Annotated in this window: 21 protein-coding genes and 1 tRNA gene; 4 read left to right on the forward strand and 18 right to left on the reverse strand. The window is 64.8% G+C overall.

What is annotated here, in order from left to right; genetic code table 11:
- Positions 1-200: 200 nt before the first annotated feature.
- Positions 201-488, reverse strand: coding sequence for a hypothetical protein (locus K323_RS0100485; protein ID WP_157509300.1), 288 nt, complete (start codon positions 486-488; stop codon positions 201-203).
- Between the two features lie 780 nt (positions 489-1,268).
- Positions 1,269-1,358: transfer RNA gene (locus tag K323_RS0100490), tRNA-Ser, on the reverse strand.
- A 97-nt stretch (positions 1,359-1,455) separates the two neighbouring features.
- Between K323_RS0100490 and K323_RS23415 the strand changes: the two genes are divergently transcribed.
- Together K323_RS23415 and radA are read left to right on the forward strand one after the other, a co-directional pair.
- Complete coding sequence (locus tag K323_RS23415) at positions 1,456-2,316, forward strand: SGNH/GDSL hydrolase family protein (RefSeq protein ID WP_022883332.1); 861 nt, start codon at positions 1,456-1,458, stop codon at positions 2,314-2,316.
- A 10-nt stretch (positions 2,317-2,326) separates the two neighbouring features.
- Complete coding sequence (radA, locus tag K323_RS0100500; protein WP_022883333.1) at positions 2,327-3,694, forward strand: DNA repair protein RadA; 1,368 nt, start codon at positions 2,327-2,329, stop codon at positions 3,692-3,694.
- Between the two features lie 39 nt (positions 3,695-3,733).
- Here radA and K323_RS0100505 read toward each other — a convergent pair whose 3' ends face one another.
- The 4 genes from K323_RS0100505 to K323_RS0100520 all read right to left on the reverse strand — a co-directional run bounded on the left by K323_RS0100505 (position 3,734) and on the right by K323_RS0100520 (position 10,787).
- Complete coding sequence (locus K323_RS0100505) at positions 3,734-4,141, reverse strand: hypothetical protein (RefSeq protein ID WP_022883334.1); 408 nt, start codon at positions 4,139-4,141, stop codon at positions 3,734-3,736.
- Positions 4,142-4,225: 84 nt separating this feature from the next.
- Positions 4,226-4,894 (reverse strand): hypothetical protein, encoded by a 669-nt coding sequence (locus K323_RS0100510; protein ID WP_026851050.1) that lies wholly within the window; start codon positions 4,892-4,894, stop codon positions 4,226-4,228.
- A 241-nt stretch (positions 4,895-5,135) separates the two neighbouring features.
- Positions 5,136-10,073, reverse strand: coding sequence for an ExeM/NucH family extracellular endonuclease (locus K323_RS23420; RefSeq protein WP_022883336.1), 4,938 nt, complete (start codon positions 10,071-10,073; stop codon positions 5,136-5,138).
- Between the two features lie 186 nt (positions 10,074-10,259).
- Positions 10,260-10,787: an amino-acid N-acetyltransferase gene (locus K323_RS0100520; protein WP_022883337.1), complete on the reverse strand. Its 528-nt coding sequence runs from the start codon at positions 10,785-10,787 to the stop codon at positions 10,260-10,262.
- A 178-nt stretch (positions 10,788-10,965) separates the two neighbouring features.
- Here K323_RS0100520 and K323_RS0100525 point away from each other — a divergent pair, with 178 nt between their 5' ends.
- Positions 10,966-11,205 carry a hypothetical protein gene (locus K323_RS0100525; RefSeq protein ID WP_022883338.1) on the forward strand — a complete coding sequence of 80 codons (240 nt, stop codon included), beginning with the start codon at positions 10,966-10,968 and terminating at the stop codon, positions 11,203-11,205.
- Positions 11,206-11,268: 63 nt separating this feature from the next.
- Here K323_RS0100525 and K323_RS0100530 read toward each other — a convergent pair whose 3' ends face one another.
- Both K323_RS0100530 and K323_RS0100535 read right to left on the reverse strand, forming a co-directional pair.
- Positions 11,269-13,794 carry an ATP-dependent Clp protease ATP-binding subunit gene (locus K323_RS0100530; protein ID WP_022883339.1) on the reverse strand — a complete coding sequence of 842 codons (2,526 nt, stop codon included), beginning with the start codon at positions 13,792-13,794 and terminating at the stop codon, positions 11,269-11,271.
- Positions 13,795-14,071: 277 nt separating this feature from the next.
- Complete coding sequence (locus K323_RS0100535; RefSeq protein ID WP_022883340.1) at positions 14,072-14,596, reverse strand: DUF6609 family protein; 525 nt, start codon at positions 14,594-14,596, stop codon at positions 14,072-14,074.
- Positions 14,597-14,870: 274 nt separating this feature from the next.
- Between K323_RS0100535 and K323_RS0100545 the strand changes: the two genes are divergently transcribed.
- Positions 14,871-15,851 carry a pirin family protein gene (locus K323_RS0100545; protein ID WP_022883342.1) on the forward strand — a complete coding sequence of 327 codons (981 nt, stop codon included), beginning with the start codon at positions 14,871-14,873 and terminating at the stop codon, positions 15,849-15,851.
- A gap of 96 nt (positions 15,852-15,947) precedes the next feature.
- On the opposite strand, the gene K323_RS0100550 is transcribed toward K323_RS0100545, so the two are convergent.
- From K323_RS0100550 to K323_RS0100595, 10 genes are all read right to left on the reverse strand, one after another.
- Positions 15,948-16,895 (reverse strand): DUF389 domain-containing protein, encoded by a 948-nt coding sequence (locus K323_RS0100550; protein ID WP_026851051.1) that lies wholly within the window; start codon positions 16,893-16,895, stop codon positions 15,948-15,950.
- A gap of 74 nt (positions 16,896-16,969) precedes the next feature.
- A complete protein-coding gene (gene cls / locus K323_RS0100555) occupies positions 16,970-18,433 on the reverse strand; it encodes a cardiolipin synthase (RefSeq protein WP_022883343.1) in 1,464 nt (487 codons plus the stop codon).
- Between the two features lie 5 nt (positions 18,434-18,438).
- Positions 18,439-18,627: a hypothetical protein gene (locus K323_RS0100560; protein ID WP_022883344.1), complete on the reverse strand. Its 189-nt coding sequence runs from the start codon at positions 18,625-18,627 to the stop codon at positions 18,439-18,441.
- A 161-nt stretch (positions 18,628-18,788) separates the two neighbouring features.
- The gene (locus tag K323_RS0100565) at positions 18,789-19,646 is read right to left on the reverse strand and encodes an endonuclease domain-containing protein (protein ID WP_022883345.1); all 858 of its coding nucleotides are present in this window, start codon (positions 19,644-19,646) and stop codon (positions 18,789-18,791) included.
- Positions 19,647-19,870: 224 nt separating this feature from the next.
- Complete coding sequence (locus K323_RS29670; RefSeq protein ID WP_022883346.1) at positions 19,871-20,035, reverse strand: hypothetical protein; 165 nt, start codon at positions 20,033-20,035, stop codon at positions 19,871-19,873.
- A gap of 6 nt (positions 20,036-20,041) precedes the next feature.
- Positions 20,042-21,619 carry a lysine--tRNA ligase gene (gene lysS, locus K323_RS0100575; protein ID WP_022883347.1) on the reverse strand — a complete coding sequence of 526 codons (1,578 nt, stop codon included), beginning with the start codon at positions 21,617-21,619 and terminating at the stop codon, positions 20,042-20,044.
- Positions 21,620-21,695: 76 nt separating this feature from the next.
- Positions 21,696-22,574, reverse strand: coding sequence for a pantoate--beta-alanine ligase (panC, locus tag K323_RS0100580; protein WP_026851053.1), 879 nt, complete (start codon positions 22,572-22,574; stop codon positions 21,696-21,698).
- Between the two features lie 113 nt (positions 22,575-22,687).
- Entirely contained in the window at positions 22,688-23,467 is a 780-nt protein-coding gene (locus tag K323_RS0100585) for a Rossmann-like and DUF2520 domain-containing protein (protein ID WP_022883349.1), read from the reverse strand.
- Positions 23,464-25,257 (reverse strand): PH domain-containing protein, encoded by a 1,794-nt coding sequence (locus K323_RS23425; RefSeq protein WP_022883350.1) that lies wholly within the window; start codon positions 25,255-25,257, stop codon positions 23,464-23,466. Before K323_RS23425 ends, K323_RS0100585 begins: the two co-directional genes overlap by 4 nt.
- On the reverse strand, positions 25,254-25,724 hold the full coding sequence (locus K323_RS0100595) for a PH domain-containing protein (protein WP_026851054.1): 471 nt from the start codon (positions 25,722-25,724) through the stop codon (positions 25,254-25,256). Before K323_RS0100595 ends, K323_RS23425 begins: the two co-directional genes overlap by 4 nt.
- Between the last annotated feature and the right edge of the window lie 45 nt (positions 25,725-25,769).

Genomic DNA, 25,769 nt, shown 5'->3' on the forward strand with positions numbered 1-25,769 from the left:
GGACCCCACGCCTGCCCAGCGGCGTTTCCGTGATGACCTGGCCCACGCGCAACGGCTCCTCGGGACGTAGGGGAAGGTCGCGGAGCGAACGCGGCGTCTCATCATCCCTGACGACCGCTACGAGCCGCACCGCCGTGATCGCAGGCGTCCGATGCTTTGCGTGGTTGGTGTGGGACGCCAGCCGTGCCAATTGGTGCAGGTCAGGCCTCACGTTGCGGTAGGAAGGGCTGCAACCCGCGAACTCGGCGCAGGAGGTCGCTGCCCGACTTCATAGAGTCCGGAGTGAGGCGAGGCCGCTTCACCACCCAGTCAGCGAACTCCTCCTGCGTGAGTCGAGCAGGCATCTCGATCGTCCTGGCAGGCTTGTCGTCCAGCGGCCCGCCGTTCAGGAACTCGCCCACTTGCTCGATCAGCTCGTCGGCGTGAGCGAGCATCGATGCAACTCCGAGGTGGCGTTCGGGGAGCCACTGAAACGCTGAGATATTCATGATTCAACCCTATGAGCACGGTGGGCTGGCCCCGCGGTCCAGCACGGCGTTACCACAATCAGGTCCGCCGAGAGCGGCGTCCAACAGCGTGTACAGCCATGCCGGACGTCGTAAGGGGTTCATCAGCCAATGCGTTTGTGCCGCTTGCACCGTATGTACCGGCGAATACGCCTGTGCCTCAGCACGTGAATACGGCACGCGACTTCCCTGGATTTCCGCGGGATCTGAGGGGAAGTACCGCCGGTACCGCGGTTTACGGAGAAGCGTTGACGTTCTGGGCACACCCAAGAAAGGATGTTCAAATGTGTACGGTTCTTCTAACTCCGTTGAAATTGTGCGCGCCCGGGGACTTTTTAAGACTTGTGTTGTCGTCGCGAGAATGTGCACGTTACTCGAAGCTGGAGACGCTTGTTTCCCTTGCCCCGCAAGGGTTTCACCCCTTCACTACGCGTGCACATTTCAGCGACGATGAATGTGTATGAGTGTGCATCCGAGAGTTTCAGGCATACAACGCGTCCCCAGACATGCCGACGGGAGTCAAGTACGCGAGATCTACGCGTTCTCGAACCCGACAGCGCAACTCGCCGCCGTGACCGTCAAGGGGAGTCTGATGATCGCCCGGCACCCGCGCGGATTACAACGCACCGCCTGGCTCGACTCGCACTTGCTCACACCAGCTCACAGGTGTTCCGTTACCGCTGCGTTACCGCTGGGGTCGGGCCCTACGCAACAAAACCCCCCACTTCCCAATGAAACAAAGGGATGCAGGGGGCTTCACTGTGGCGGTACCGGTGGGATTTGAACCCACGGTGGACTTTCACCCACACAACTTTTCGAGAGTTGTACCTTCGGCCGCTCGGACACGGTACCGGGGACGATTGTAGTCGAGAGCAGGCATCCTTCGCCAACCGAGACGAACGTGGCACCACGGATGCGCGAAGGCGGCCCGGCGTTGTAACCTCAGCGGGTGACAAACGCGAACCAGGTCATCCGAACCGCACTCATCACCACCGTCGCGCTCACGACCGCCGCCGCGCTCTGGGCCACCGGCACCGTTGGCTACAAACGCCTCCGCCATCGCATCGCCGAGAACGCAGCCGCGCTGAACGAAACCCTGCCGATCAACTCCAAGTGGTGGCGAGACCACGCCAAGGAAAAAGGCGAGCTCCTCTACGTCGCAATCGGCGACAGCGCCGCCCAGGGCATCGGTGCCAGCGAACCCAACCGAGGCTATGTCGGCGTACTGGCCGACCACATCCGTCTCGCCACCGGCCGCACGGTGCGCGTCATCAACCTCAGCGTCTCCGGTGCCACCGTCGAGCTCGCCGTGCGCGACCAGCTGCCCCGGTTCGTCAAACTCACCCCCGACATCGTGACCGTCGCCATCGGCGCCAACGACATCGCGCTGTGGGATGCCGCGGTGTTCACCGCCGGCATCCGCGAGGTCTTCTCTGCCCTCCCCGACCACGCCATCGTCGCCGACCTGCCCTGCTTCCACTTTCGGCACAACGAACTCAAGGTCGCCGTCGCGAACGCCATTGTGCGGGAGGTCGCCGCCGAACATGACCTGACCGTCGTACCACTGCACGCCACCACAAAACGGCAGGGATTCCGCAGCATTGCCACGCAGTTCGCCAACGACATGTTCCACCCGAATGACCGCGGTTACCGCATCTGGGCAGAGGCCTTCCTCCCCGCTTTGAGCGTAGACGTGGCCAACCGATTCCCACGACAGCCGTCACCGACGACCCCTCAACAGACACCCGCCGACGGCGACATCACCCAGACGACCGGCCCAGCACCGGTCGGTGTCGGCGGTGCCAGCTAGGCTCGCAGACATGGCCAAACCTGTCTCGAACTTCCGCTGCACGGAGTGCGGCTGGACAACCGTGAAGTGGGCCGGCCGCTGCGGCGAATGCCAGCAATGGGGCACCGTGATGGAGGTCTCAGCATCCACCGGTCTCGCAGCCCGCTCGCTGAAACCCACACTGGTCTCGGGCGACGGTATTGCCCGGCCGATCACCCACGTCGACACCATCGCTGTTGCCCACTGGCCGACCGGCATCGATGAGTTCGATCGCGTTCTCGGCGGCGGGATCGTTCCAGGCGCCGTCATCCTACTGAGCGGAGAACCCGGCGTCGGCAAGTCCACCCTGCTGCTCGAGGTGGCCTCAAAGGCCGCCGGCGCCAAGTCGAGGGTGCTCTACGTCAGCGGCGAAGAATCTGTCAGCCAGGTGCGACTGCGCGCGGAGCGCACGGGCGCGCTCGAGTCCGAACTCTTCCTGGCCGCCGAGACCGATCTCGCCACCATCCTGGGCCAGATCGACGCGATCAAACCAGACCTCGTCATCGTCGACTCCGTACAGACGATTTCGAGTTCCCTCTCCGACGGCATCGCCGGACAGCCCGGCCAAGTGCGGGAGGTGGCGTCCACCCTCATCCGGGTCGCCAAAGACCGCAGCCTGCCGATTCTCCTCGTCGGTCACGTCACGAAAGACGGCACCATCGCCGGGCCGCGACTGCTCGAACACATCGTCGACGTCGTCTGCCAATTCGAAGGAGACCGGCACACCAGCCTGCGTTTTGTGCGCGCACTCAAGAACCGATTCGGGCCGACGGATGAAGTGGGCTGCTTCGAGATGACCGGCGACGGCATCGCAGAGGTCCCAGACCCGAGCGGGCTCTTCCTCAGCCGCGGCTCCGAGCCGATATCCGGCACCTGCGTCACGGTCGCGCTCGAAGGACGACGAGCCATGCCGGTCGAGGTGCAGGCGCTCGTTGCCGACACCTCTGCCCCGAACCCGCGCCGCGTCACCAACGGTGTCGACTCCTCGCGTGTTGCGATGTTGCTTGCCATTCTGGAGCGACGTGCTGAGATTCAGCTCAGCAACAAAGACGTCTATGTCTCCACCGTCGGCGGAGTGCGGCTCACCGAACCTGCTTCCGACCTCGCGATCGCACTGGCGATCGCCTCTGCCGCAAAGAACATGCCCATCGCCCATGACGTCGCCGCATTCGGCGAGATCAGTCTCGCCGGTGAAATCCGCCCGGTCTCAGCCGCGAAGCAGCGAGCCGCCGAAGCCGGACGGCTCGGCTTCCGTACCCTCATTGACGCCTCAAGCGGATCGATCGCCGCCGCGGTCGCTACGGCGCTGAACACAGGCGTGGCCCCTCGCGAGGCCGAACTCGATTCCGCTTTCCCGTAAGCCCGGCGCATCCCCGTGAACCTATAGCGTTCCGGCAGCCTAGGACGTGGCGCCTGTGCCCGGCAGCGGCCCGAGCGCAGCGAGGAGATCGGCGGGCGCGGCCTGCATCACGTGCGGTCCCGCAATGTCGAAGAACACCATCTCGAGCACGCTGCCGTGCACGGTGAGAAACTCGCGCAGCCACTGTGCATCGCAGATCATCACCTGCGGATCAGGCTCGTCAGGAACCATGCGCACATAGTTCTCTGCCGAGGAGAAGAGCAGCAGCATCCGTTTTTCTGATCCTTCGCGACCGAACACGCGAACCTGCCCTGCCTTGCCGTCCACGACGAGCTGTGGCACCACGATCACGTCATTGCGCAGCGCGTAGGCAACGGACGCCACGTCCTGTTTGGCGAGCGCGTCGGCGAGGGCCTCTGAGCGGGGTTCCGGTGTCGATTCAGTCACGGGATCAATTCAATCATCCGGGTGCAACGGATGCCGAGCCGTCACGTGCGCGCTTGGCGAACGCCGATCGGTCGAGTCGGCAGGTCAGTACAGCAGGAACTGCTTCGGGCTGGCCGACTCTATGCCGTCGACGCTCACGGTCAGGTGGTACGAGGCACCACCGGCGGGAACCGCTTCGCGATTCGGTGCATCGCACGTGTCAACCGCTGAGCGGGTGCGGTCCCAGTTGATCGGCGTGGCCGAACTCACCGGAACACCCGGTTCCAGTGTGACCTGTGCATCCACCGGATCCTTCTGGCAGTCGGTTGAGGCCCAGTAGGACTCTTCGCCGCTCGTGATGGTGAACATCTGCGCCCGAGTGCCGGCGTTCAGCACGCACGACGCCTTTCCGGTGTTGGTGAGGGTCAGGGAGAGCTGAGGATTCTGGCCCGGGTCGTAATCGACGGCATCCGTTATCGCCTCCACCTGCACCTTTTTCGGATCGCAGGCCTCACCTTCGACCGCGGTCTCCTCTTCGGGGATGGTGTTGGCCGGGGCATCCGTCGCGCTGGCGTCTGGTGAGTCGGTGTTTGCTGGAACATCGGTCGCCGCACCCGTCGCGGCGGCTCCTGTCGCTCCATTGCTGGAACCGGGCCGGATGACGATGAGAAGAATAACGACCAGAACGGCCAGCAGGCCAAGGCCAACCACGAGACGCCGGCGCCAGTACACTTTGCTGGACTGGGGGCCGACGGGATGCTTGATCGTCGACATGCCCTCAGGGTAGCCATCGAATGCCACAAAGCCCGGCATTTGGGCGGTGGTTCACTCACCGTTCAGCGTGCGCTCAGATTGTGGGTGACGCTGCACGCCCGGTACACAGAAAGAGGATGAATCGGCGCAATCGTCCCCAGAGTAGGACAGACCGCGCGCCCTCAACATGGTGACGCCGGCACCCGGCCCGCAGAGTGAACTCTGCAGGCAACGGATGCCGGCGTCAGGCCGTGCGGACCGGCTACTGCTTCAAGGCGGCAGCTCGGCGACGTGCGAAGAGAAGAGCGCCGCCCAGCAACAGGAGCAACCCGCTACCCGCCAGCCACGGCATCGCGTCTGCACCGGTGTGGGCGAGCCCACCACCAGGCGTCTCACCGGCGGGGTTCGAACCGGGCTCATCCGGTGTCACCGGTGCGGCCAGAACCTCGATCTCGGTCCAGCCGATCACGTTGCCGTCTGCGTCCTGCACCACGATGCGGTGGATGCCGGCCGGCAGGTCTGCCGGAAGCGTCGTGCTGACCATGCCCTGCGCATTCACCTGCAGCCAGCCGCCGAGGTTGATCGGGGTCGAACGCACCCAGACCGAGACGAACTGGCCGGCGTACTGCGCTCCGACATCGATCGTGATCGCCCCGCCAGGCAGGTATGACGCCTTGTCTGTGCTGATCGCGTCCTTCAGGTCGTCAGTCAGCTCGCCTTCGTCGACCGCCACCGGGTCTTCGCCCGGCGCCGTGGCATCGCTCACCGTGAACGGAACCCGCACGACCGTGCCAGACTCCGTCGCCGTCATCTCCAGCGCGCTGGCGGCCGGGGCGTCTTCCGGCACTGTGACGGTGACCGTTGCTGCGCCGGTCTGGTCAACGGATGCCGCGGGAAGAGTCGCCGCACTCCCCTGCCACACCAAGCTGAGCTCCGTGTTCTTCGGCGACCCGAGCGAAGTGAGGTTCAGCGACGACACATTCAGCGTCACCGAATCCCCGGGGGCGACCGCACCTTCCGGGGCGCCGGTCACGGAAGCCTGGGCGGCCGCGAATGACGGCGACAGCGGGCTGTGCTCTGTGATGTACGAGATCCAGGCGTCACGGTCGACGAAACCGGAGTCACGCGTGTTGGTGCCGTTGGTGAACTCGCGGAAGTTGTCGCCTCCGGTGAGCAGGAAGTTGAACGAACCGATGCGGTAGTCCTTCGCCGGGTCGATCTGCACGCCGTCGACCCAGATGCTGGTGATCCGGTCGCCGGCGGGCCGGCTCGCGTCGAATGTGTAGTTCACGTTGTCGGAGAGACCGAGTTGCAGGTACGGACGACTGGGGATGGTGCCGTCTTCGTTGGTCTGCCACTGCTGCTCGAGAACAGTCTTGAACTGAGTGCCGGTGAGCGTTGTGGTCCACAGGTTGTTCAGGAACGGCAGTACTGCGTTCGCCTCCGCGTAGGTGACGATGCCGTCTTCCTGTTCGCCTTCCGATGCCGCGAGCAGCAGGTCGGTTCGCATTCCACCCGGGTTGACGATTCCGATTTCGGCACCGCCTGCGTTCGGGTCTGACAACGACTCGCGCAAGGAGTTTGCCACCAGGGTGCCCATCGTGGATGGCGCCGAACGGTCGTCAGCGCACGGCGCGACATCGTTGGTGCATGCCCGCGTGATATCGGCGGTGACGGAGCCGATCGGCTGGGAGCCGATCTCCTCTGCCGCGGCGAGCGCGGCATCCACGATCGTCTTCACCTCGGCGACGCGCGGGTAGGTCGCAACGAGTTCGGCATCGTACGCCGCGTTGATCTCATCGGCCTGCTCGTCGGTCGCGCCGTCGGGGATGTCCGCGGCCAGTCTGGCCACGTTCTCGTTGGTGACCGTCGTGGTGGCACCGGATGCCGCGTCATAGCTGAGCGTGACGTGACCGATGTTCTCGCCATAGCTGCCCGTCTGCAGTACCGGGCGGGTGACGCCGTCGGCTGCTCCGGGAACCTGTGCGCTCCAGGCGTACTGCTTGTGCGTGTGGCCGGTGAAGATCGCGTCGACCTCTGCAGAGGTCTCGGTGACGATCTGGGCGAAGGCGCTGTCCGTGAGGGCGAGCTCCTGCTCGAGGGTCGCACCGTCAGGGGTGCCTGCGCCTGCGCCCTCGTGGTACTCGGCCACGATGACGTCGGCCTCGCCGTTGTTCTCGTCGCCGTCGGTCAGCTGGGCAGCGACCCGGTTGACGGCTTCGACCGGGTTGCCGAAGTCGAGGGTGGAGATACCGGTCGGGGTGACCAGTGACGGCGTCTCCTCGGTGACGGCGCCGATCACGCCGACCGTGACACCGTCGACCTCGAAGAGCGCGTACTCCTGCAGGGCGGGGGTCGTCGTGTCTTTCTCGTAGACGTTCGCGCCGAGGTAGTCGAACGTTGCTCGCTCTGACACCCGACCAGTGAGATCGGCCAGACCCTGGTCGAACTCGTGGTTGCCGACCGCCGAAGCCTTCAACTCGAGTGCATTCAGCACGTCGATCGTTGGTGCGTCGAGCTGCGACGCAGAGGCGAACAGCGACGCACCGATGTTGTCACCGCTGGAGACGAAGAGGGTGTTGTCCTCGCCACCGGCTGCGCGAAGCTGCTCGATGGTTCCGGCGAACTTGACGGTATTGTCGTCGATCCGACCGTGGAAGTCGTTGATGTTCAACAGGGTGATGTCAACCGGGTCAGCGACACCGTCCAGCTCGAGCCCGACGAGAACCGGGTCGTGGTCAGACGAACGGAACTGGTCAGCCACATAGAAGTCGGTGGCGTTGTAGTTGTGGCGGCTGTACTCCAGCGCGACGGATTCCACGGAGTTGATGTTCCAGACGTCGACATCCGTCACCGTGGCGTCTGCCTCCGGCGAAGCGAAAACGTGGTCGAGCGAACCGACCGACCCTCCGTACGCGTAGGTGTACTCGCCGCTCTTGGCTTCCTGGCTGACGTAGCCCGCCGCCGTGATGATGTCGATCGGGTCTTCCTTGTCGTAGGCGTTGAAGTCGCCAGTGAGGAAGACGCGGTCGATGCCGGTGTCGGTCTTCAGCTTGTCTGCGAAAGCAACAAGTGCCGTGGCCTGCTTGACCCGCGAGGCGTTCGACGCACCCTGGCCGTCGCCCGTGTCGGCGTCTTCCCCTGAACCAGAACCCTTCGACTTGAAGTGGTTGGCGATCGCGAGGAAGCTGCTGTCGTCATCGCCGACCAGCTGGAAGGCCTGAGCAAGCGGCTGGCGGGCGTTGCTGAAGGCGTTCGGGTCATCGAGGATGGTCGAGTCTCCGACCGTCTCCACGGAGTTGGGCTGGTAGATGAACGCGGTGCGGATGACGTCTTCGCTTGCCGGCAGTGCGGCCGGCGACGGCACGAACGCCCAGACGTCACTGCCCGCGTCTGCGTTCAATGCGTCGACGAGATCGGAGAGGGCCTGGTCGCGGTCCTTGTCGAAGTACGCCGAGTTCTCGATCTCCTCGAGCGAGACAACCTGGGAGTCGAGGGCGTTGAGCGCCGTGACGATCTTGTCCTGCTGGCGCTGCAGGTCTTCTTCTTCTGCCGCGCCCCGGGCGTCGCAGCCCCCGCGAACGCCGACCGGGTCACCGGCACGGTCTGCGTAATAGGTGCAGCCGGCGAGCTCATCACCGGTGGTGGAGAAGTAATTCAGCACATTGAACGAGGCGAGACGGATGTCGCCGCCCACGGCTTCTGGCGCCGCCGTGCGGGTGTTCTCAAAGGTGGCAGGCTGCACCGTTGCGGCGTTGTCTGCAACCAGCTCGGTGGTCGGCTGGTACTTCCAGGTGTCGTTGCGGTAGTCGAAGATCACCGGCTGGGTGAATGTCACCGCTGCACCGACACGAACCGGATTGGTCGTCGACAGGTACGGCAGTGGCAAGGCCTGGGTGGACGGGTCTTTCAGGAAGTTGGTAGTGGCTCCGTCGTCGAGCGTGACGGCGAGGGTCGCGTTCGCGGCGGCGGCCTCGATGGCCGGCGCGCCAGGCTCGGCGATGACCGTCGGGTTGATCAGGGGGCTGGTGCCGGCCGCGAGGCCGATCTCACCGTACTTGTTGGTGTTGTAGTTGTCGGTGACGGTGAAGTCGCCCTGGGGTGCGACAAGCATGCCCTCGAGCGCCTCACGTTCGGCGGCCGCTGCCGGCAGACCGGTGACGGCGGGTGCCGGCGCCGTGACCGACTCTTCGATCGGCACCACGCCGGTGGCGGCAGCAAGGTTGATCTCGGTCATGCCGTAGAACTCGACGACCGTTCCGGTCACCTCGACGTAGTCGCCGACAGCGACAGTCGTGGCAAGCGAACCCGCGTAAACGAAGATGCCATCGGATGCCACGTGGGAGGCGTCGATCGCGCCACCCGTGCCTGGGGTCTGGATGTAGAAGCCGTTGAAGCCGCCTGTCGGATAGTTGGCGGTGACAACACCGACCGTCTTCACTGCCTTGTCTACGAGGGGGCTCGCGTCGCCCGCGCCCTGGATGTCGGCGATGGCCGTGGTGTCGGTGGGCGGGTCGACCGGTGGGTCAACGGGCGGGTCAACCGGTTCGGAAGTCTCACCGGCGGCGTTGGTGGGGGTGATCGTTTCGGAGAGCGTGAAGTCTGCACCGTTGTTGTCGGTGTCGACGGCGTCAGTGCGGTTCAGGGATGTTGTGACCGATGCGGCGGAGGCGACGACGCCCTCAAAGGTGTTCGACGTTCCATAACCGAGCACGTCCACGACGCCGTCGGCGCCGACCAGGGAACCGACGGCGGGGGCGGCCAGGGCGTCCGGCTGGCTGGCCAGGAAGAGAGTTCCGGCACTGCCTGAGAAGGAGAAAGTGAGTGTCGCGTCTGGTGTCGGGAGTGCCGCGCCGTTTGCAGCGTTCGAGGTCCCCTGCACGAGGAAGTGTGCTCCGGCGGCAATCGTTCCAGCCAGCGGCAGCACTCCGGTCGGATTCGCTGTTCCACCGGCCGAGCGGTACTGGAGTGACATCCCACCGAGGTCGATGTCAGCATCGGTCGGATTGTAGAGCTCGACGAACTTGTTCAGGAAGGTGGCGCCCGAGCTACCACCATTCAGATACGCCTCATTGATGACGATGCCGGTGCCGTCGGTGCTGGCCTGGGCGGGAAGAGCGACGATCGGAGCGAGGGCGAGGCCCATTCCGATGAGGGAAGCAAAAGCCAGCTTGGAACGGCTTCGGGAGGCGGGTGACATAGTTCTCCTCGTGAATTTACTATCGGCGATGATGGCAACGTTAGAGAGGCTAGCCACCATTCAGGGGTCGCAGAAGTGAACGGGGAGGAAACTTGTGGTCGCTGCTCAGATGAGCAGTAGACGCGCAAACTACCCCCACATGAGCGGCACCCCTTCGGGTACCCTACGTTTGCTCAGCGCAGCCGGTCAGGCCAGTCGTTTGACCATGCGGGTGTTGCCGAGCGTGTTCTGTTTCACCCGGGCCAGGTCGAGGAACTCCGCAACACCGTCGTCAGTCGAGCGAACAAGTTCGGCGTATACCGTCGGGTCGACCGTCTCCGATCCCATGTCTTCGAAGCCGTGCCTGGTGAAGAATGGCACCTCGAAAGTGAGGCAGAAGAGTCGGCTGAGGCCGAGGTCGAGCGCATCGGACTCGAGGTGGTCGAGCAGCGTGTGCCCGACGCCCCTCCCCAGCCATTCTTGCGCCACCGCGAGAGTGCGCACCTCGCCCAGGTCTTCCCACATCACGTGCAGGGCGCCGCAGCCGACCAGTCGGCCGGCGGCATCCGTTGCCACCCGAAACTCCTGAACGGCCTCGTAGAAGACGACAGTCTCCTTGCCGAGCAGGATTCGTTGCTGCACGAGGGGTTCGACCAGTTGTTTGATGCCCGAAACATCGCTGGTGCGCGCGCGGCGCACCGTGTACTGCGGAACACCCGCCTCCTGCTGGTTCACGTGCTGCGCCTCTCTCGTGTCGCTGTTTTGCTCGAAACCACCAGTCTAGGGATACCGTTCGACGGAGATTTTCGTAGATCGGGCCGATCTCTGGCCGATATCGCCCGATTCGAGCAAAATCTCCGTCGAATGGTTGGGGGCGGTTGAATGCCACGCACCGAGAGGGGAGACTGGCAGCATGGTTCAGGCGCAGGATGGCGATCAGGAAACGACGGATGCGTCCGTACGGCGAGCATCCGATCCGTCCGATCCGCCTCTTCAGTCGGTTCTCCCGAACTTTGACCGGATGTCGCGTTCCTCTTTTCGCAAAGGGACGGTCAGCCGGCGCCGCATCGTTCGGGCGGCGATCGTGTTCGTTGAGCTTGCGGTCGTCATTGCGGTGATCCTGATCGGCGCCACCTGGCTCGCATCCCGGTAGGTGAGCGAACGCGAAAGGGCCCGGCGGGTGACCGCCGGGCCCTTTCGTGTGATGCGTCTGGAGCTACTCGCCGCTGACGGCGAGGTCGGGCGTCACCGCACCGGTGCCGATCGCAGCCGTCGCGTTGACGCCGACCGACACAGCGTGCTCGCGTGCCGTCGTCGTGAAGACGAGTTCGCCGTTCTGGAAGTCGACGAGCACGTGGTCGCCGGCGTTCAGTTCGCCGTGCAGGATCTTCTCCGACAGGCCGTCCTCCACCTCGCGCTGGATCGCGCGACGCAGCGGGCGGGCACCGAGCGTCGGATCGAAGCCGACCTCGATCAGGTGCTCCTTGGCGGGCTTCGTCAACTCGACGGTCATGTCGCGGTCGAGCATCCGCTCGCTCAGTCGCTTGATGAACAGGTCGACGATCTGCAGCAGTTCGGGCTTCGACAGCTGCGGGAACACGATGATCTCATCGACACGGTTCAGGAACTCGGGCTTGAAGTGCTTCTTCAGCTCCTCGTTTACCTTGCCTCGCATCCGGTCGTAGCCGGTCGACGAGTCACCCTCGAGCTGGAATCCGACGGGGCCGCCGCTGATGTCCTTGGTGCCGAGGTTCGTGGTCATGATGATCACGGTGTTCTTGAAGTCGACGACGCGACCCTGGCCATCCGTCAACCGGCCCTCTTCCAGAATCTGGAGGAGCGAGTTGAAAATGTCGGGGTGGGCCTTCTCGATCTCGTCGAACAGCACAACGCTGAACGGCTTGCGGCGCACCTTCTCGGTGAGCTGGCCGCCTTCTTCGAAGCCGACGAACCCTGGAGGGGCACCGAACAAGCGTGAGACGGTGTGCTTCTCGCCATACTCACTCATGTCGAGCGAGATCATGGCGGCCTCGTCGTCAAAGAGGAACTCGGCGAGCGCCTTGGCCAGCTCGGTCTTGCCGACGCCGGTGGGGCCGGCAAACACGAACGAACCGCTCGGGCGCTTCGGGTCCTTCAGGCCGGCACGGGTGCGCCGGATGGTCTTGGCAAGCGCCGAAATGGCCTCTTCCTGACCGATGACACGCTGGTGCAGGGACTTCTCCATGAAGACGAGTCGACTCGACTCCTCCTCGGTGAGCTTGAAGACGGGGATGCCGGTGGCCTGCGCCAACACCTCGGCGATCAGTCCTTCGTCGACGACCGCTGTGGTCTTGACATCGCCGGACTTCCACTGCTTCTCGAGGCGCAGTCGCTCGCCGAGGAGGGTCTTCTCCTCGTCGCGCAGGCTGGCGGCCTTCTCGAAGTCCTGGTCTTCGATCGCGGTTTCCTTGGCAGCGCGCACCACGGCGATCTTCTCGTCGAACTCGCGCAGCTCGGGCGGGCTCGACAGGATCGACAGGCGCAGGCGGGCGCCCGCCTCGTCGATCAGGTCGATCGCCTTGTCAGGCAGGAACCGGTCTGACACGTAGCGGTCGGCGAGATTTGCGGCTGCAACCAGCGCGCCATCCGTGATTGACACCTTGTGGTGGGCCTCGTACCGGTCACGCAGCCCCTTGAGGATGTTGATGGTGTGTGGCAGCGACGGCTCAGCGACCTGGATCGGCTGGAACCGGCGCTCGAGCGCGGCATCCTTCTCGAAGTGCTTGCGGTATTCGTCGATCGTGGTCGCACCGATGGTCTGCAGTTCACCGCGGGCCAGCAACGGCTTCAGGATGCTGGCAGCGTCGATTGCGCCCTCGGCCGCACCGGCTCCGACGAGGGTGTGGATCTCGTCGATGAAGACGATGATGTCTCCACGGGTGCGGATCTCCTTGGTGACCTTCTTCAGTCGCTCTTCGAAGTCACCGCGGTAGCGGCTGCCGGCGATGAGCGAACCGAGGTCGAGCGAGTAGAGCTGCTTGTCCTTCAGCGTCTCCGGCACATCGCCCTTGACGATGGCCTGCGCCAGGCCCTCGACGACGGCGGTCTTGCCGACGCCGGGCTCGCCGATCAGCACGGGGTTGTTCTTGGAGCGGCGGGAGAGGATCTGCATGACCCGCTCGATCTCCTTCTCGCGCCCGATGACCGGGTCGAGCTTGCTGTCGCGGGCGGCCTGGGTGAGGTTGCGGCCGAACTGGTCGAGGATCTGGCTGCCAGCCTGTGTGCCGGTCTGCTCGTTCGCGCCGACCTGCACCTGCTCCTTGCCCTGGTAGCCGGAGAGCAGCTGGATGACCTGCTGGCGCACCTTGTTGAGGTCTGCGCCGAGCTTGATCAGCACCTGGGCGGCAACGCCTTCACCCTCGCGGATCAGGCCGAGGAGGATGTGCTCTGTACCGATGTAGTTGTGGCCGAGCTGCAGCGCCTCGCGGAGGCTCAGCTCGAGCACCTTCTTGGCGCGCGGGGTGAACGGGATGTGACCCGTCGGCTGCTGCTGACCCTGGCCGATGATGTCTTGCACCTGCTCGCGCACAGCGTCGAGCGAGATGCCGAGCGACTCGAGCGCCTTCGCGGCGACGCCCTCACCCTCGTGGATCAGCCCGAGCAAAATGTGCTCAGTACCGATGTAGTTGTGGTTGAGCATCTTGGCCTCTTCCTGGGCCAAAACGACAACGCGGCGAGCTCTGTCGGTAAATCTCTCAAACATGTGATTACTCCCTTGGCGCCAGGGCAAGTTATGACGCCGATACAAAGAGAGTAACCAGCGAATGCTGGGATCCATGCCTCTGTTCGCTGGCGGCGTGACAGTTCTGGCGCGCGCCCGCTCTGCTCTGCCGACCGTGGCGTCGACGAGGATGTCGCCTGACGAGCGGCGCGTGTCGCCGATTGCGCCCGTGATCGCCGAAGGGCGGGCGTTTCTGGGAGCAAATGGCGATTGTGGATGGCGTGGCGCGGCTGTCGAGCTGTCCCGCGAGTTGGCGGCGCTAGGCGACGCAACTGACCAGCACCATGACGGCACCTGCGATGATCTTGAGCACGCCGTCGATCGCCCAGAAGACCCGGAAGTCGACCTGCTTCGAGCGCAACCCGATCCACGCGTTGACCATGCATACCACGGCGAGCAGAGCACAGATGAGTCCGTGGCTCGCGCCGAGAATAAGGAAGTGGGCGCCGACGATGAACAGCATCCACATCCAGAAATCGCGGGAGTCCAGGTCGGGGAACTTCCGCACCACCACGCTGACCAGGTAGCCCTCGACCAGGAACGCCAGCCCGAGCACCACCCACTGCCAGATCGCCGGAGACGGCAGGCCGGCGAAGATCAGCTTCGTCGCTCCCCCGACCGCCATGATCAGGATGCCGGCCGCAGCTCCCGCAATCAGCCAGACGATGCGCCACTTGCGACTGCCGAACGCGCCGACCAGGATGCCGAGGCCGATGACCGCGAGGAACGCGCCGCCGCCACGCATGAGGGGAAAGATCTCCGGCGAGTTCGTCAGGATGTCCACGCGTTAGATCCTGACAGTTCTGCACCGCGGCCGCACGACGCCCGCACCGCCACCGCCGCCGAAATCACCCTCGCGGCGGCGAGAACTCCCCCGTTCTAGCGAGCCCGTTCATCGCGAATCGCCGTTTGCGCTCAGAATCGCTGGAGGACCGGCGACTCTGGGCAGGAGAGGCGATTGTGGGCGAGCTACTGCCGCTGACTGATCCGAAAGCCATCCTCGAGGGCCACGAGGAACACGAAAGGCGCGAAACGGCCGTCACGGCTAGGCTGCTGGCGTGAGCAATCTTGAGACCGAACCCCGCGAGCAGCTCTCCGTTGACGAACCGGAATCTTCACGTTCAGGCGGCGTGCAGATCCTCCTTCCCCGAGACGTTCCACTCGGCGGCCCACGCGCCATGACGGTGAGGCGCACACTCCCCCAGCGCACCCGCTCCCTCATCGGCGCCTGGTGCTTCGTGGACCACTACGGTCCGGATGACATGACCGGTCCTGGAATGAACGTTCCGCCGCATCCGCACACCGGCCTGCAGACCGTGAGCTGGCTGTTCGCCGGCGAGATTGAGCACCGGGATTCAACCGGGTCGCATGCGCTTGTGCGACCCGGCGAGCTGAACCTGATGACCGCGGGTGCCGGCATCCAGCACTCAGAGGTCTCCACCGGCGCAGCATCCGTTTTGCACGGCGCCCAGCTCTGGACCGCCCTCCCTGACCGTCACCGTCATACCGCGCCCTTTTTCGAACGCTACGTGCCGCCGGTGATCGAGTACGGCAGCACCAGAGTGAGCGTCTTTCTCGGCAGCCTGCTCGGGCAGCACTCCCCCGCCACCACGTTCAGCCCGCTCGTCGGTGCTCAGCTCGATCTGCGAGCGAACACCACCGTCGTGATCCCCGTCGATGTTTCCTTCGAACACGGGATACTCGTCGACACCGGCACCGTCAGCCTGGATGGCGAGGCGGTACCAGAACACGCAATCGGCTACCGCCCGACCGGTGCCGTGCAACTTGAGGTGGCAAGCGGCGATGCGCCCGCACGACTACTGCTGATCGGTGGCGAACCACTCGGCGAGCAGATCGTGATGTGGTGGAACTTCATCGGCCGCACCCACGACGAGGTGGTCGCCTACCGCGCCGCCTGGCAGTCAGAGGTGATCGAGGCAACGGATTCCGCCGGCCGATTCGGCGCCGTCAGCGGCTACGTTGGGGCACCGCTGCCCGCTCCCGTGCTGCCGAACGTACGGCTGAAGCCCCGCGACTGACGTTCTCCCGCGATCCCGTCGCACACCGCGGCATCCGTCATCTCACTGCCTGACGCCGCCGGACACCGGACTCCAGCTGAACGGACCTGACCCTGCCTACCGCCTCGGCGGAACCAGGGAATCGCCCGCTGGCACCCGGCGCACCAGCCGCTGCACCATCAGCGTCAGCACGCCGCCGATCAGGATCGCCACGAAGTTGATGCCGAGCTGGGCGAGCGAGCCGACGATCTCGTACTGGACGTCCAAGGCGATCGCGGCTGCAGCGTTCGCCGCCGCCGGGATCGTGGTGACCGAGATCGCCACCCCGACCAGTCCGCCAGACTTGGTCGTGGTGAGCGAAAGAACCCCGGCGATGCCGGCGAGCGCTCCGACGAACCAAGACGTTCCATCCGGTATCCAGATGAAGTCGAGGTTCGGGCGTTCGCCTGTGAGCAAAGAGTCGTCTGCGACCCCCGCCCACTGCAACACGAGCGTCGACACGACGGTCGCCGCGATTCCCGCCCCGAACCCGACGACGAGCGCGAGGAGTGCGCTACCCACGATACGAGGGCGGCGGCGCACGATGCCGACACAGAGGGCGGCGACCGGGCCGAAGTCCGGGCCGACGACCATCGCCCCGACGATGAGGATCGGCTGGTCGAAGAGCACCCCGACCCCTGCGATCATCGTCGCAACGCACATGAGCACCACATAGGAAACCGACAGGCGGGTCTCCTCTCCGCTGCGCTGCTCGACGCCTTCCCAGATCACGGCATCATCACCGATCCCCGGCGACGCCTTCTCTGCTTTCTCTGCTGCATCAGAGAACGAGTAGTTGACCTCTTCCACGGCGATAGAGCCTCGTTTTTCGACACCCATCTCGCGCAAGACATCGAGGAGGGGATCGACCCCTTCCCTCGCCACGTCGAAAAGCAGAACGTCTCCGCTCGGGCTCACCGCGGCATCCGTCATCACGATCAGATTTGTGACTGACCGGTCACCCTGAAGGGAGGCCAGCACCTCCGCACTGAGGTCGGAGGGCACGATGATCCGGAAGTGCAGCACGTATGCAGTCTGTCCGACCCGCGGTCACGGGTGCGGGAGCATCCCCGGCGAGGCGGCGTCTTTCACCTGCAGCGCTATTGAACAGCCGAGGTGAGCCGAGCGAGGTTGTCGAGGATCGTCGAGCGCAACGGCTGGCGCATCCACTCGTCGAGGGTGAGCTCACGGCTGTCTGCGCGATAGCCGTCTTCGACGCGGCGAAGGTCGGCCACGAACGTCTGCCCGCGCACCATCAGCGACACCTCGAAGTTGAGGCTGAACGAGCGCATGTCCATGTTGCTCGAACCGATCACGGCGATGTCATCGTCGATCGTGAAGTGCTTGGCGTGCAGGATGTACGGCGCCTTGTACATGTAGATCTTGACGCCGGCACGCAGCAGTTCCTCGTAGTAGGAGCGCTGCGCGTGATAGACAAGCGGCTGGTCGCCGATCTCGGAGACGAAGAGTTCGACGTGCAGCCCGCGCTGGGTCGCCGTGGTGATCGCGTACATGATCGACTCGTCTGGCACGAAGTACGGGCTGGTGATGATGATGCGCTCCTGGGCGTAGTACAACAGCGCCAGGAACAATCGCAGGTTGTTCTCGCCCTTGAAACCCGGCCCACTCGGCACGATTTGGCAGTCGAGGGCGTTCGGAATCTCTTTCGGGTGCATCGGCTCGATGTCGCGGGTGAGCAGCTCGTCTGTCTCGCTGTACCAGTCGGTGATGAAGATGGCGTTGAGTCCGGCGACGATCGGACCTTCGACGCGGGTCATCAGGTCTTTCCATTTCAGGCCGCGACGGATGTTGGACTTCATGTTGTACGTGCGGTCGATGATGTTCTGCGACCCCATGAAGCCGACGGCGCCGTCGACAATGAGGAGCTTGCGGTGGTTGCGCAGGTCTGGGCGCTGCCATTTGCCCTTGAACGGCTGCAGCGGGAGCATCAGTTCCCACTTCACACCCGACTTCGTCAGCCGGCGGAGCGTCTTGCGGTATCCAGGTTTACGCATCGACTGGATGTGGTCGAGGAGAACCCTCACCGTCACGCCGCGCTTGACCGCACGCTCCAGTGCGTCGAAGAACGGGCCGGTGGTCTTGTCGAGCGAGAGGATGTAGAACTCGACGTGTACGTACTTGCGAGCGGTATCGATGTCCGCGATCATCGCGTCGAAGGTTCCGGTGTAATCGCCGAGGAGCGTGGCTGAGTTGTCGCCGACGAGCGGCATCGCACCGAGGTTACGGTTGAGTTCGACGACCGATTCCAGCCACGGCGGCCACGGGTGGTCGCGGCGCACGCGCTCCATGCCCTCTGTGCTGTCGAGGATGAACTCGTTAATTTCGTCCTGCATCTCGAGGCGTCGTTTCGGCAGCGTGCGGAAGCCGATGAGCAGGAACAGCAGCGCGCCGAGGAACGGCACGAAGAAGATCGTCAGCAGCCAGGCCAGACCAGAGGTGGGGCGTCGGTTGCGAGGGACGACGATGATTGCGACGATGCGGATGACAAAGTCAACGAGTAGCGCGACCAGGATGATGATGGCCGTGACATCGATGCCGGTCATTCGGTCTAGGTAACCGGTTTGTCGATGTGCGCCTCAAGCCCGAGACGTGCGCGCTCTTCGGCTTCCATGCGGGCATAGACCTTCCGTTCGGTGCGGTCAGCACGCAGGATCGAGCGCATGATCATCCAGAAGATCAGCCCGACCAGGACGGTCGGCGCCAGCGACCACAACGCGTTAGCCCAGAAGTTGTCCATAACTTACATAGGATACGCGGTATTCGCGCGCTGCGCCGCCCAGCTGCTCTGCGCCGGTCGCCAATGGAGGAAGTAGCACTCATGAGAGCGGGATCCGTCCTCCGTTCGAGCACGGATGCACAATCCATCCTCCGTAGCGCGACCGGGCGGGCGATCGCCGGCTATCGCACGGCGACAGGTCGGCCGCTCGCGAGAATGGTGCGGATGACCTCGATGCACAGCGGCATCCGCTCGAGAACCTGCTTGTAGCGAAATCGGTGCCAGCGATATCCCAGGAGGATGAGCTCCGCATCCCGACTGGTGTCTTCGTCCCTGTCGGCTTCCTCGTCGTGCCACTCGGCGCTGTCGAGTTCGATCACGAGCCAGCCATCGATCAAGACATCGACGTGGCCGACACGCGTCACGTGCACCTGTATCTGCACGTTCCATCCTTCCGCCTCAGCGGCGACACGGAGGAGCGTCTCCAGTCCCGACTGTGCGTTTCCTCGAACTCGGGACTTGAGCCGGCGCAAGCGTCGCGGGAGAACGTCGAAGAGCTCAGCCAGTTGCGCAGGTCTCAGCAAACCCTTGTTCAGCGCGCTGTCGAAGGAGGCGATCACATCTGCTTCTTCTCCGATCCTCGCGAACTGCACGAGCGAGTCGGCGACAGACATCCGCCAGTTTCTGTCGCTGTGGTTGGGAAAGCGTTCGCGCACCCACAATCGGTGTTCACCTGAGCGGAGCGGGTCGGTGCGCGGGGAATGCTGCGGCATACCGACCCACAGACCTGCGGTGCGGGTGACCCACACTCCGTGGTCGGCGAGCGCTGACGCTGCTGCGAGCCGTCCGCCGAGTGCGGCCGAACGCAGTGCCGAGGGGCTCGCTCCAGGGTGGGCCAGCCAAGTCCGACCGATGGGGAAGAGCTTCCGGTCGACAATGAGGCGCCCGAGATCGCTCCGTGAATAGCCAAGCTCACACAGTTGCGAACGCCGAGCCAGGTTGCCGAAGCGGATCATGTCGTGGCCAATTATGCGCAGCATCCGACGATTCTGTCCGGATGCGGTGTTGGCCAGGCTCAGCCTGCCCACAATTGTGGAAAGCGTCGACGTGAGCCGTCTGTGGAGGAAGCGACTCAGAGTAGGAAAAGTCTCGCGTGAGAGCGCGATCCATCCAACGCGCAGAATCTCCTACGCAGCGCATGGCTGACACAGCGCGCGGCTGGCAAGGCGCTCAGGCGTGGCATGTTGGTGAGGCGCGTGGGCAGCTAGTTGGTGAGGATGCCGTAGAGCCCGGTGCCGATGAAGTACAGCGCGATCCCGAGAGTGACCACCCACATCACGATGCGCGTCGTCGACGGGCCCTGCTTGCCATCCTTGCCGTTTTTCTTCGGGTTGCCCGGCTCGAGTTCATCCTTCGGGAGAAAGCTCATCACGGCCTACTTGACCAGGGGGAACAGGATCGTCTCACGGATGCCCAGGCCGGTCAGGGCCATCAGCAACCGGTCGATTCCCATACCCATACCGCCGGTGGGGGGCATGCCGTATTCCAGCGCCTTCAGGAACTCCTCATCGAGGCGCATCGCCTCGGGGTCTCCCCCGGCGGCCAGTCTCGCCTGCTCGACGAACCGTTCGCGCTGCACAACAGGGTCGACCAGCTCGGAGTAACCGGTGCCGAGTTCGAAGCCGCGGATGTAGAGGTCCCACTTCTCGACGACGCCGTCGATGGAGCGGTGCCCGCGCACCAGCGGGCTGGTGTCGAGCGGGAAGTCCATGACGAAGGTCGGGCGCACCAGGTCGCCCTTCACGAAGTGCTCCCACAGTTCCTCGACGTACTTGCCGTGGATCGGGTGATCGATCTCGAGCCCCTCACGATCGGCGAGCGCACTGAGCTCGGCCAGCGGAGTCTCCGGGGTGAAGGCGGTGTCGGCGGCTGCGTTCAGACTGTCGTACATGCTGATCCGATCCCACTCACCGCCCAGGTCGTACTCCGTGCCGTCTGCCCAGGTCACCGTATGCGACCCAGAGACCGCGAGCGCGGCATCCTGGATCAGCTTCTGGGTCAGGTCGGCGATCGAGTTGTAGTCGCCGTAGGCCTCGTATGCCTCAAGCATCGCGAACTCGGGCGAGTGGGTGGAGTCTGCGCCCTCGTTGCGGAAGTTGCGGTTGATCTCGTACACCCGGTCAATACCGCCGACGACGGCGCGCTTGAGAAACAGCTCCGGCGCAATGCGCAGGTACAGCTCGGTGTCGAAGGCGTTGCTGTGGGTGGCGAACGGGCGAGCGGATGCCCCGCCATGCATGACCTGCAACATCGGCGTTTCGATCTCGAGGAACCCGAGACCGGTGAAGGTCGACCGCAGGCTCGCGACGGCGTGCGAGCGCGCGATGACGTTGCGGCGTGCCTGATCGCGCGCGATCAGGTCGAGGTACCGGCTTCGAACCCGGGTTTCTTCGCTGAGCTCGGTGTGCAGGTTGGGGAGCGGAAGGATCGCCTTCGCGGCGATCTGCCATTCGCTGACCATGACCGACAGCTCGCCGCGACGTGAGGAGATGACCTCACCGGAGACGAAGAGGTGGTCGCCGAGGTCTACGAGATCCTTCCACCGACCGAGGGACTCCTCGCCCACTTCTCCGAGCGACACCATGGCCTGGATGCGACTGCCGTCGCCGGCCTGCAGGCTCGCGAAGCAGAGCTTTCCGGTGTTGCGCAGGTGCACCACCCTGCCGGCCAGCCCCACCGTGACTCCAGTGGTGGAATCGGTCTCGAGGTCGCTGAACCGCTCGCGCACCGCGGGAATGGTGTCCGTCACGGGCACCGACACCGGGTACGCCCCACCACCAGGGTTGGCGGCAGAGGCGTTCAGTCTGTCGCGCTTAGCCAGCCGCACCGTCTTCTGCTCGGATTCTTCGGATTGCGCAGAGTCTTCAGATTGAGCAGAGGCCTCTGCCTCCGTCGCAGCGCTGACCGCACCGAGGTCGGGAGCCAGGGCTGGTGCGTCGTGATTCTCGGTCATACTTCTCCGTTGGCCGGAATCGAGCGGACACTGCCGTCGGTTCCGGTTCGTGTTGGGGCTAGTTGCTGTGGACTGGTTATTCGTGAGGTGCTGCTGCTGCTGGGGTGAGGTCGAGTTCGGCGTTGTCGATCAGCCTTGTGGTACCGACGGTCGCGGCCACCAGCATCCTGGCCGGCCCGCGATGGTCGCCTTCGACCGGCAGGAATGTCGCCGGGTCGACGGCTTCGAGATAGTCCAGCTTAACCAACGGTTGCTGAGCGATCAGTGCGCGTGCCGCTTCGATGGCAGCATTCGCACCGTTCGAGGCGACGGATGCCGCGGCCACGAGACCGGCGGATAAGGCGCGTGCGCCCTCGCGCTGCGCATCGTCGAGGTACGTGTTCCGGCTGGAGAGCGCGAGCCCACCTGGTTCGCGTACGGTCTCGACGACCTCGACCGACACCTCCAGGTTGAGCTCGGTGGCCATGCGCTGCACGAGGAAGACCTGCTGGGCGTCCTTCTGGCCGAACATCACCACGTCAGGGGTGACGATGTTCAGGAGTTTCGCGACAACCGTGAGCATCCCGTCGAAGTGATCGGGGCGGGCCGCACCTTCGTAGAGTGTTCCGACGTGACCGGCGGAGACCCTGGTCTCCGTCTTTCCGCCTGGGTACATCTCTCGAGCGCTCGGCGCGAAGACCAGCGACACGCCCAGCACGGCGAGCGCTTCGACGTCGGATTCGAGCGTTCTCGGGTAGGTGCCGAGATCTTCGCCTGCATTGAACTGCAGCGGGTTCACGAAGATCGACACGACGACGATGTCACCGAGTTCTCTGGCGCGCTTGACCAGAGCGAGGTGGCCGTCATGGAGTGCGCCCATCGTCGGCACCAGGATGACGTTCACGTCGCCGCCGACCGCGGCAGAGTGCTGCCGGGCGAGGCAAAGTTGGTCGCGCAGCCCGGCGATGGTGGTCACGACGTCGGGGCGCGCATCGATGCTGTTCTCGAGCGTGCCGTTGGGTGGCGCGCCGTTGCCGCGGGCTCGGTTTGAATGCGCAGCGTGCGCAGCGGGGGTTGAGTGCAGGTCGGTCACTGGTTCTCCGGGTCGGTCGGGTGCACAGGAGGGGTTTCGCCGGCGCCGCCGGTTTCGGCCAGGTCAGCGAGGAGGGACAGGTCGATGGCATCCGGGCTGGCGCGGGAAAGAGCGTCTTCCATGGCGGAACGCACCAGTGGCCCGATCACGGCGCCCGGGCTCTCAACGCCGATGCGCTCGAGGATTGCGGAGGCCTGTTCGATGATCGAGGAGGAGAACGCGGTCGCTGTCTCGATGGCTTCGGCGTAACTCTCGCGATCTTCTTCGGCGACGATCACCGGCTCGCCCCCCATCTCGACAACGAGCGCCTGGCCGATGGGAAGCACCGGGGTGGGCGCTGTGACGGCGAAATAGCTGGCCGCCAGCCGCGGGAGATCCATGCTTGTGCCGGTGAACGTCATCGCCGGATGAATGGCGAGGGGAATGGCGCCACCGGCAAGGGCGGGTGCCAGCACGCTCGTTCCGAACCGCGCAGAGGTATGCAGAACCAGCTGCCCTGGGCGCCACGTGCCGGTGGCAGCGAGCCCGGCAACCAGACTGGCGAGTTCGTGGTCTGGCACGGCGAGGATCACCAGTTCGCTGCGCTCGACGATCTGAGGCACGGTCAGTACGGGCACCGCAGGGAGGATTGCCTCTGCACGATCTCGGCTCGCGTGGGAGATGGCGGAGATTCCGATGACGGCGTGGCCGGCTCCCGCGAGAGCGGCACCGAGGATCGGGCCGACCCGGCCGGCTCCCACGATTCCGACGCCCAGGCGCCCCGGCCGCGCGGTCACGGTGTCGGCCGTTCGTCAGGCACCGGCTCGTCGGATGCCGTAGGAACGGCGGCAGCGTACCCATTCCAGCGATGGCTGGTGTCGAGGTTCGCCGACTCGACGGCGCCGGCACTCACGCGCTCGAGCAGGCGCGAAGCCTCATCGACGTCGACGACGCTGAGCGACGCGCTGACCGGTCCGGTAACCGTGTGCAGGCGCGCGGAGGCGAGCCGCAGCATCCGTTGGATGGGACCCTGCTCGATGCCGACGCTTTGCAGCCTCGCCAGCGGAACCAGGATCAGGTCGCGGGAGATGACGCCGCGACGAAGCACCGCCACCCCGTCAGAGACCGTGTAGCCGGTGCGGCGCCAGGTGAACGGGCGCAGCCAGATCGCACGGCGCGGGGCATTGGTGAAGCCGTCGTCGCCGCCCGGTGAGATCATGCCGCGTTCGATCAACGATTGCTGCGCCTGGCCGCCGTACTCGGGGAGGATCAGCTCAAGCACCTTGCCGACGTCGGCGCGAGTGCCGACCGGGAGGGTGGTCGTCGAGGCCTGCCCGGCCGCGCCCTGGTTGGTCGAGTGACCGGCCTTGTTGATGCGGATCTGCCACCAGCCGAATGGCCGCCAGATCAGCGGCTGGGAAACCTGGATGGCGTGGATGCGTCCGGGCGGGAGCGTCTCATTGCTCGTTGAGAGCAGCCCGAAACCGACGCGCACACCGTCAGTGGTGCCGGCAATGCTGTATCGCAGCGACTTCGTGAAGCGGGAGATGTAGTAACCGATGCTGGCGATAACGCCGGGGAAGATGGCGAACAGGATCCAGCCGGTGGCGCCCGTGGAGAAGGCGATGACCAGCCCGATGACGGCGAGGACCACAAACACCGTGAAGCCGCTGAACACTATCGAGCCGATCAGTCTGGCCGGCGGGATCGTGACGACGGACTCCGGCGGAGCTGCGTCTGGGTCGAGTTCAGGGGCCAGGAAGTCGTGCACACGGTCGGTGGCGAATCCACCGATTCCGGATGCCGCTGCCGCGACCCTGCCTCCGGTGGCGTTGGGTTCGCCGGCGCCAACTGCGTCTGGCGCGACGGAACCGTCGGCGATTGTCTGGTCGGCGATTGTCTGGTCGGCGCCGACCTGCGCGGCACCTGCCTGCCCGGTGCCGATCTGGCTGCCGGCCTGCCCACGGACTGTTGCCGAGTCATCCGGCCGTCTGGCGCCAGAGGCGAGTCGCAGGATGTCACGGCGCAGGTCATCCGCCAGCGACGATTTCAGGTAGGCGAGCTGCACGTTCGCATCCTGACCGGCGACGCTGACTTCGAGTTTTGCCGCGCCGATCAGGCGGGGGATCAGCGAACGCACGATGTTGACGCCCTGGATTCGGTCGAGCCGCGCCTTGCGGTTCGACCGGAAAAGCAGCCCGCTTCGCACCTCGACCGCTTCCTTATTCACTCGGAAGGTGTGCATGCGCCAGCCGAAGTAGAAGGCGACCAGGATGAGCACAAGCACCGCGGCGATGGCGAGTAGCACCCAGCCGACAGTGCCGCTCTCGTAGATGCGGTCGATCGGGTCGCCGCCGTAGCGAGGCACGTTGAAGAAGAACTCAAGCAGTCGCTCGCGCAGGTTCGCGATCACGAAGCCGAGGATGGCGAACACGAAGATGCCGCCGCGTAGCAACGGCGTAGCCGGGTGCAACCGGTGCCATTCACCATCTGCGAGTGATGACTCGGGGAGCCGCGTCATCGCGCCCGCCGGCGGTGTGCCGTCGGGAGGAACGTCGGACTGCCCGGGTGCGGGCTCCTGGCTCACAGTCCCGCCCGGCGGCTTTCGGCCAGTTCGACGAGTCGGTCGCGAAGACCATCGGCCTCGGATTCCGGCAAGCCGGGGATCGACACACCAGTCGATGCGGCCGCCGTAACAAATTTGAGATCGGCGAGGCCGAGCCAGCGCGCAACCGGACCGCGCGTGATGTCGACCAGCTGCATCCGTCCGTATGGCACGGACACAAACCGCTGGAACATGATGCCGCGCCGAAAGAGCAGGTCATCTGCACGCAGCTGATAGCCGATCGAACGCACGCGGCGAGGCTCGAGCACCACCGTCACGAGGCAGATGAGCACGATCGCCCCGCCCACCCAGGCGGCCCATAGCTGATCCCAGACCAGCCACATGACGCAGGTGATCGCTGCGACGACGAGCGTGAAGATAATGGTTCCGACAATCTCGACGACCAGATACTTCGGAGAAACGCGCTTCCACTCGCCGACGTTCGGCAGGTTGAGGCGCCCGTCGGCTTGGGTCTGCTGCCCAGCACTGTTCTG

Source organism: Glaciibacter superstes DSM 21135 (assembly GCF_000421145.1).
Classification (GTDB): Bacteria; Actinomycetota; Actinomycetes; order Actinomycetales; family Microbacteriaceae; genus Cryobacterium; species Cryobacterium superstes.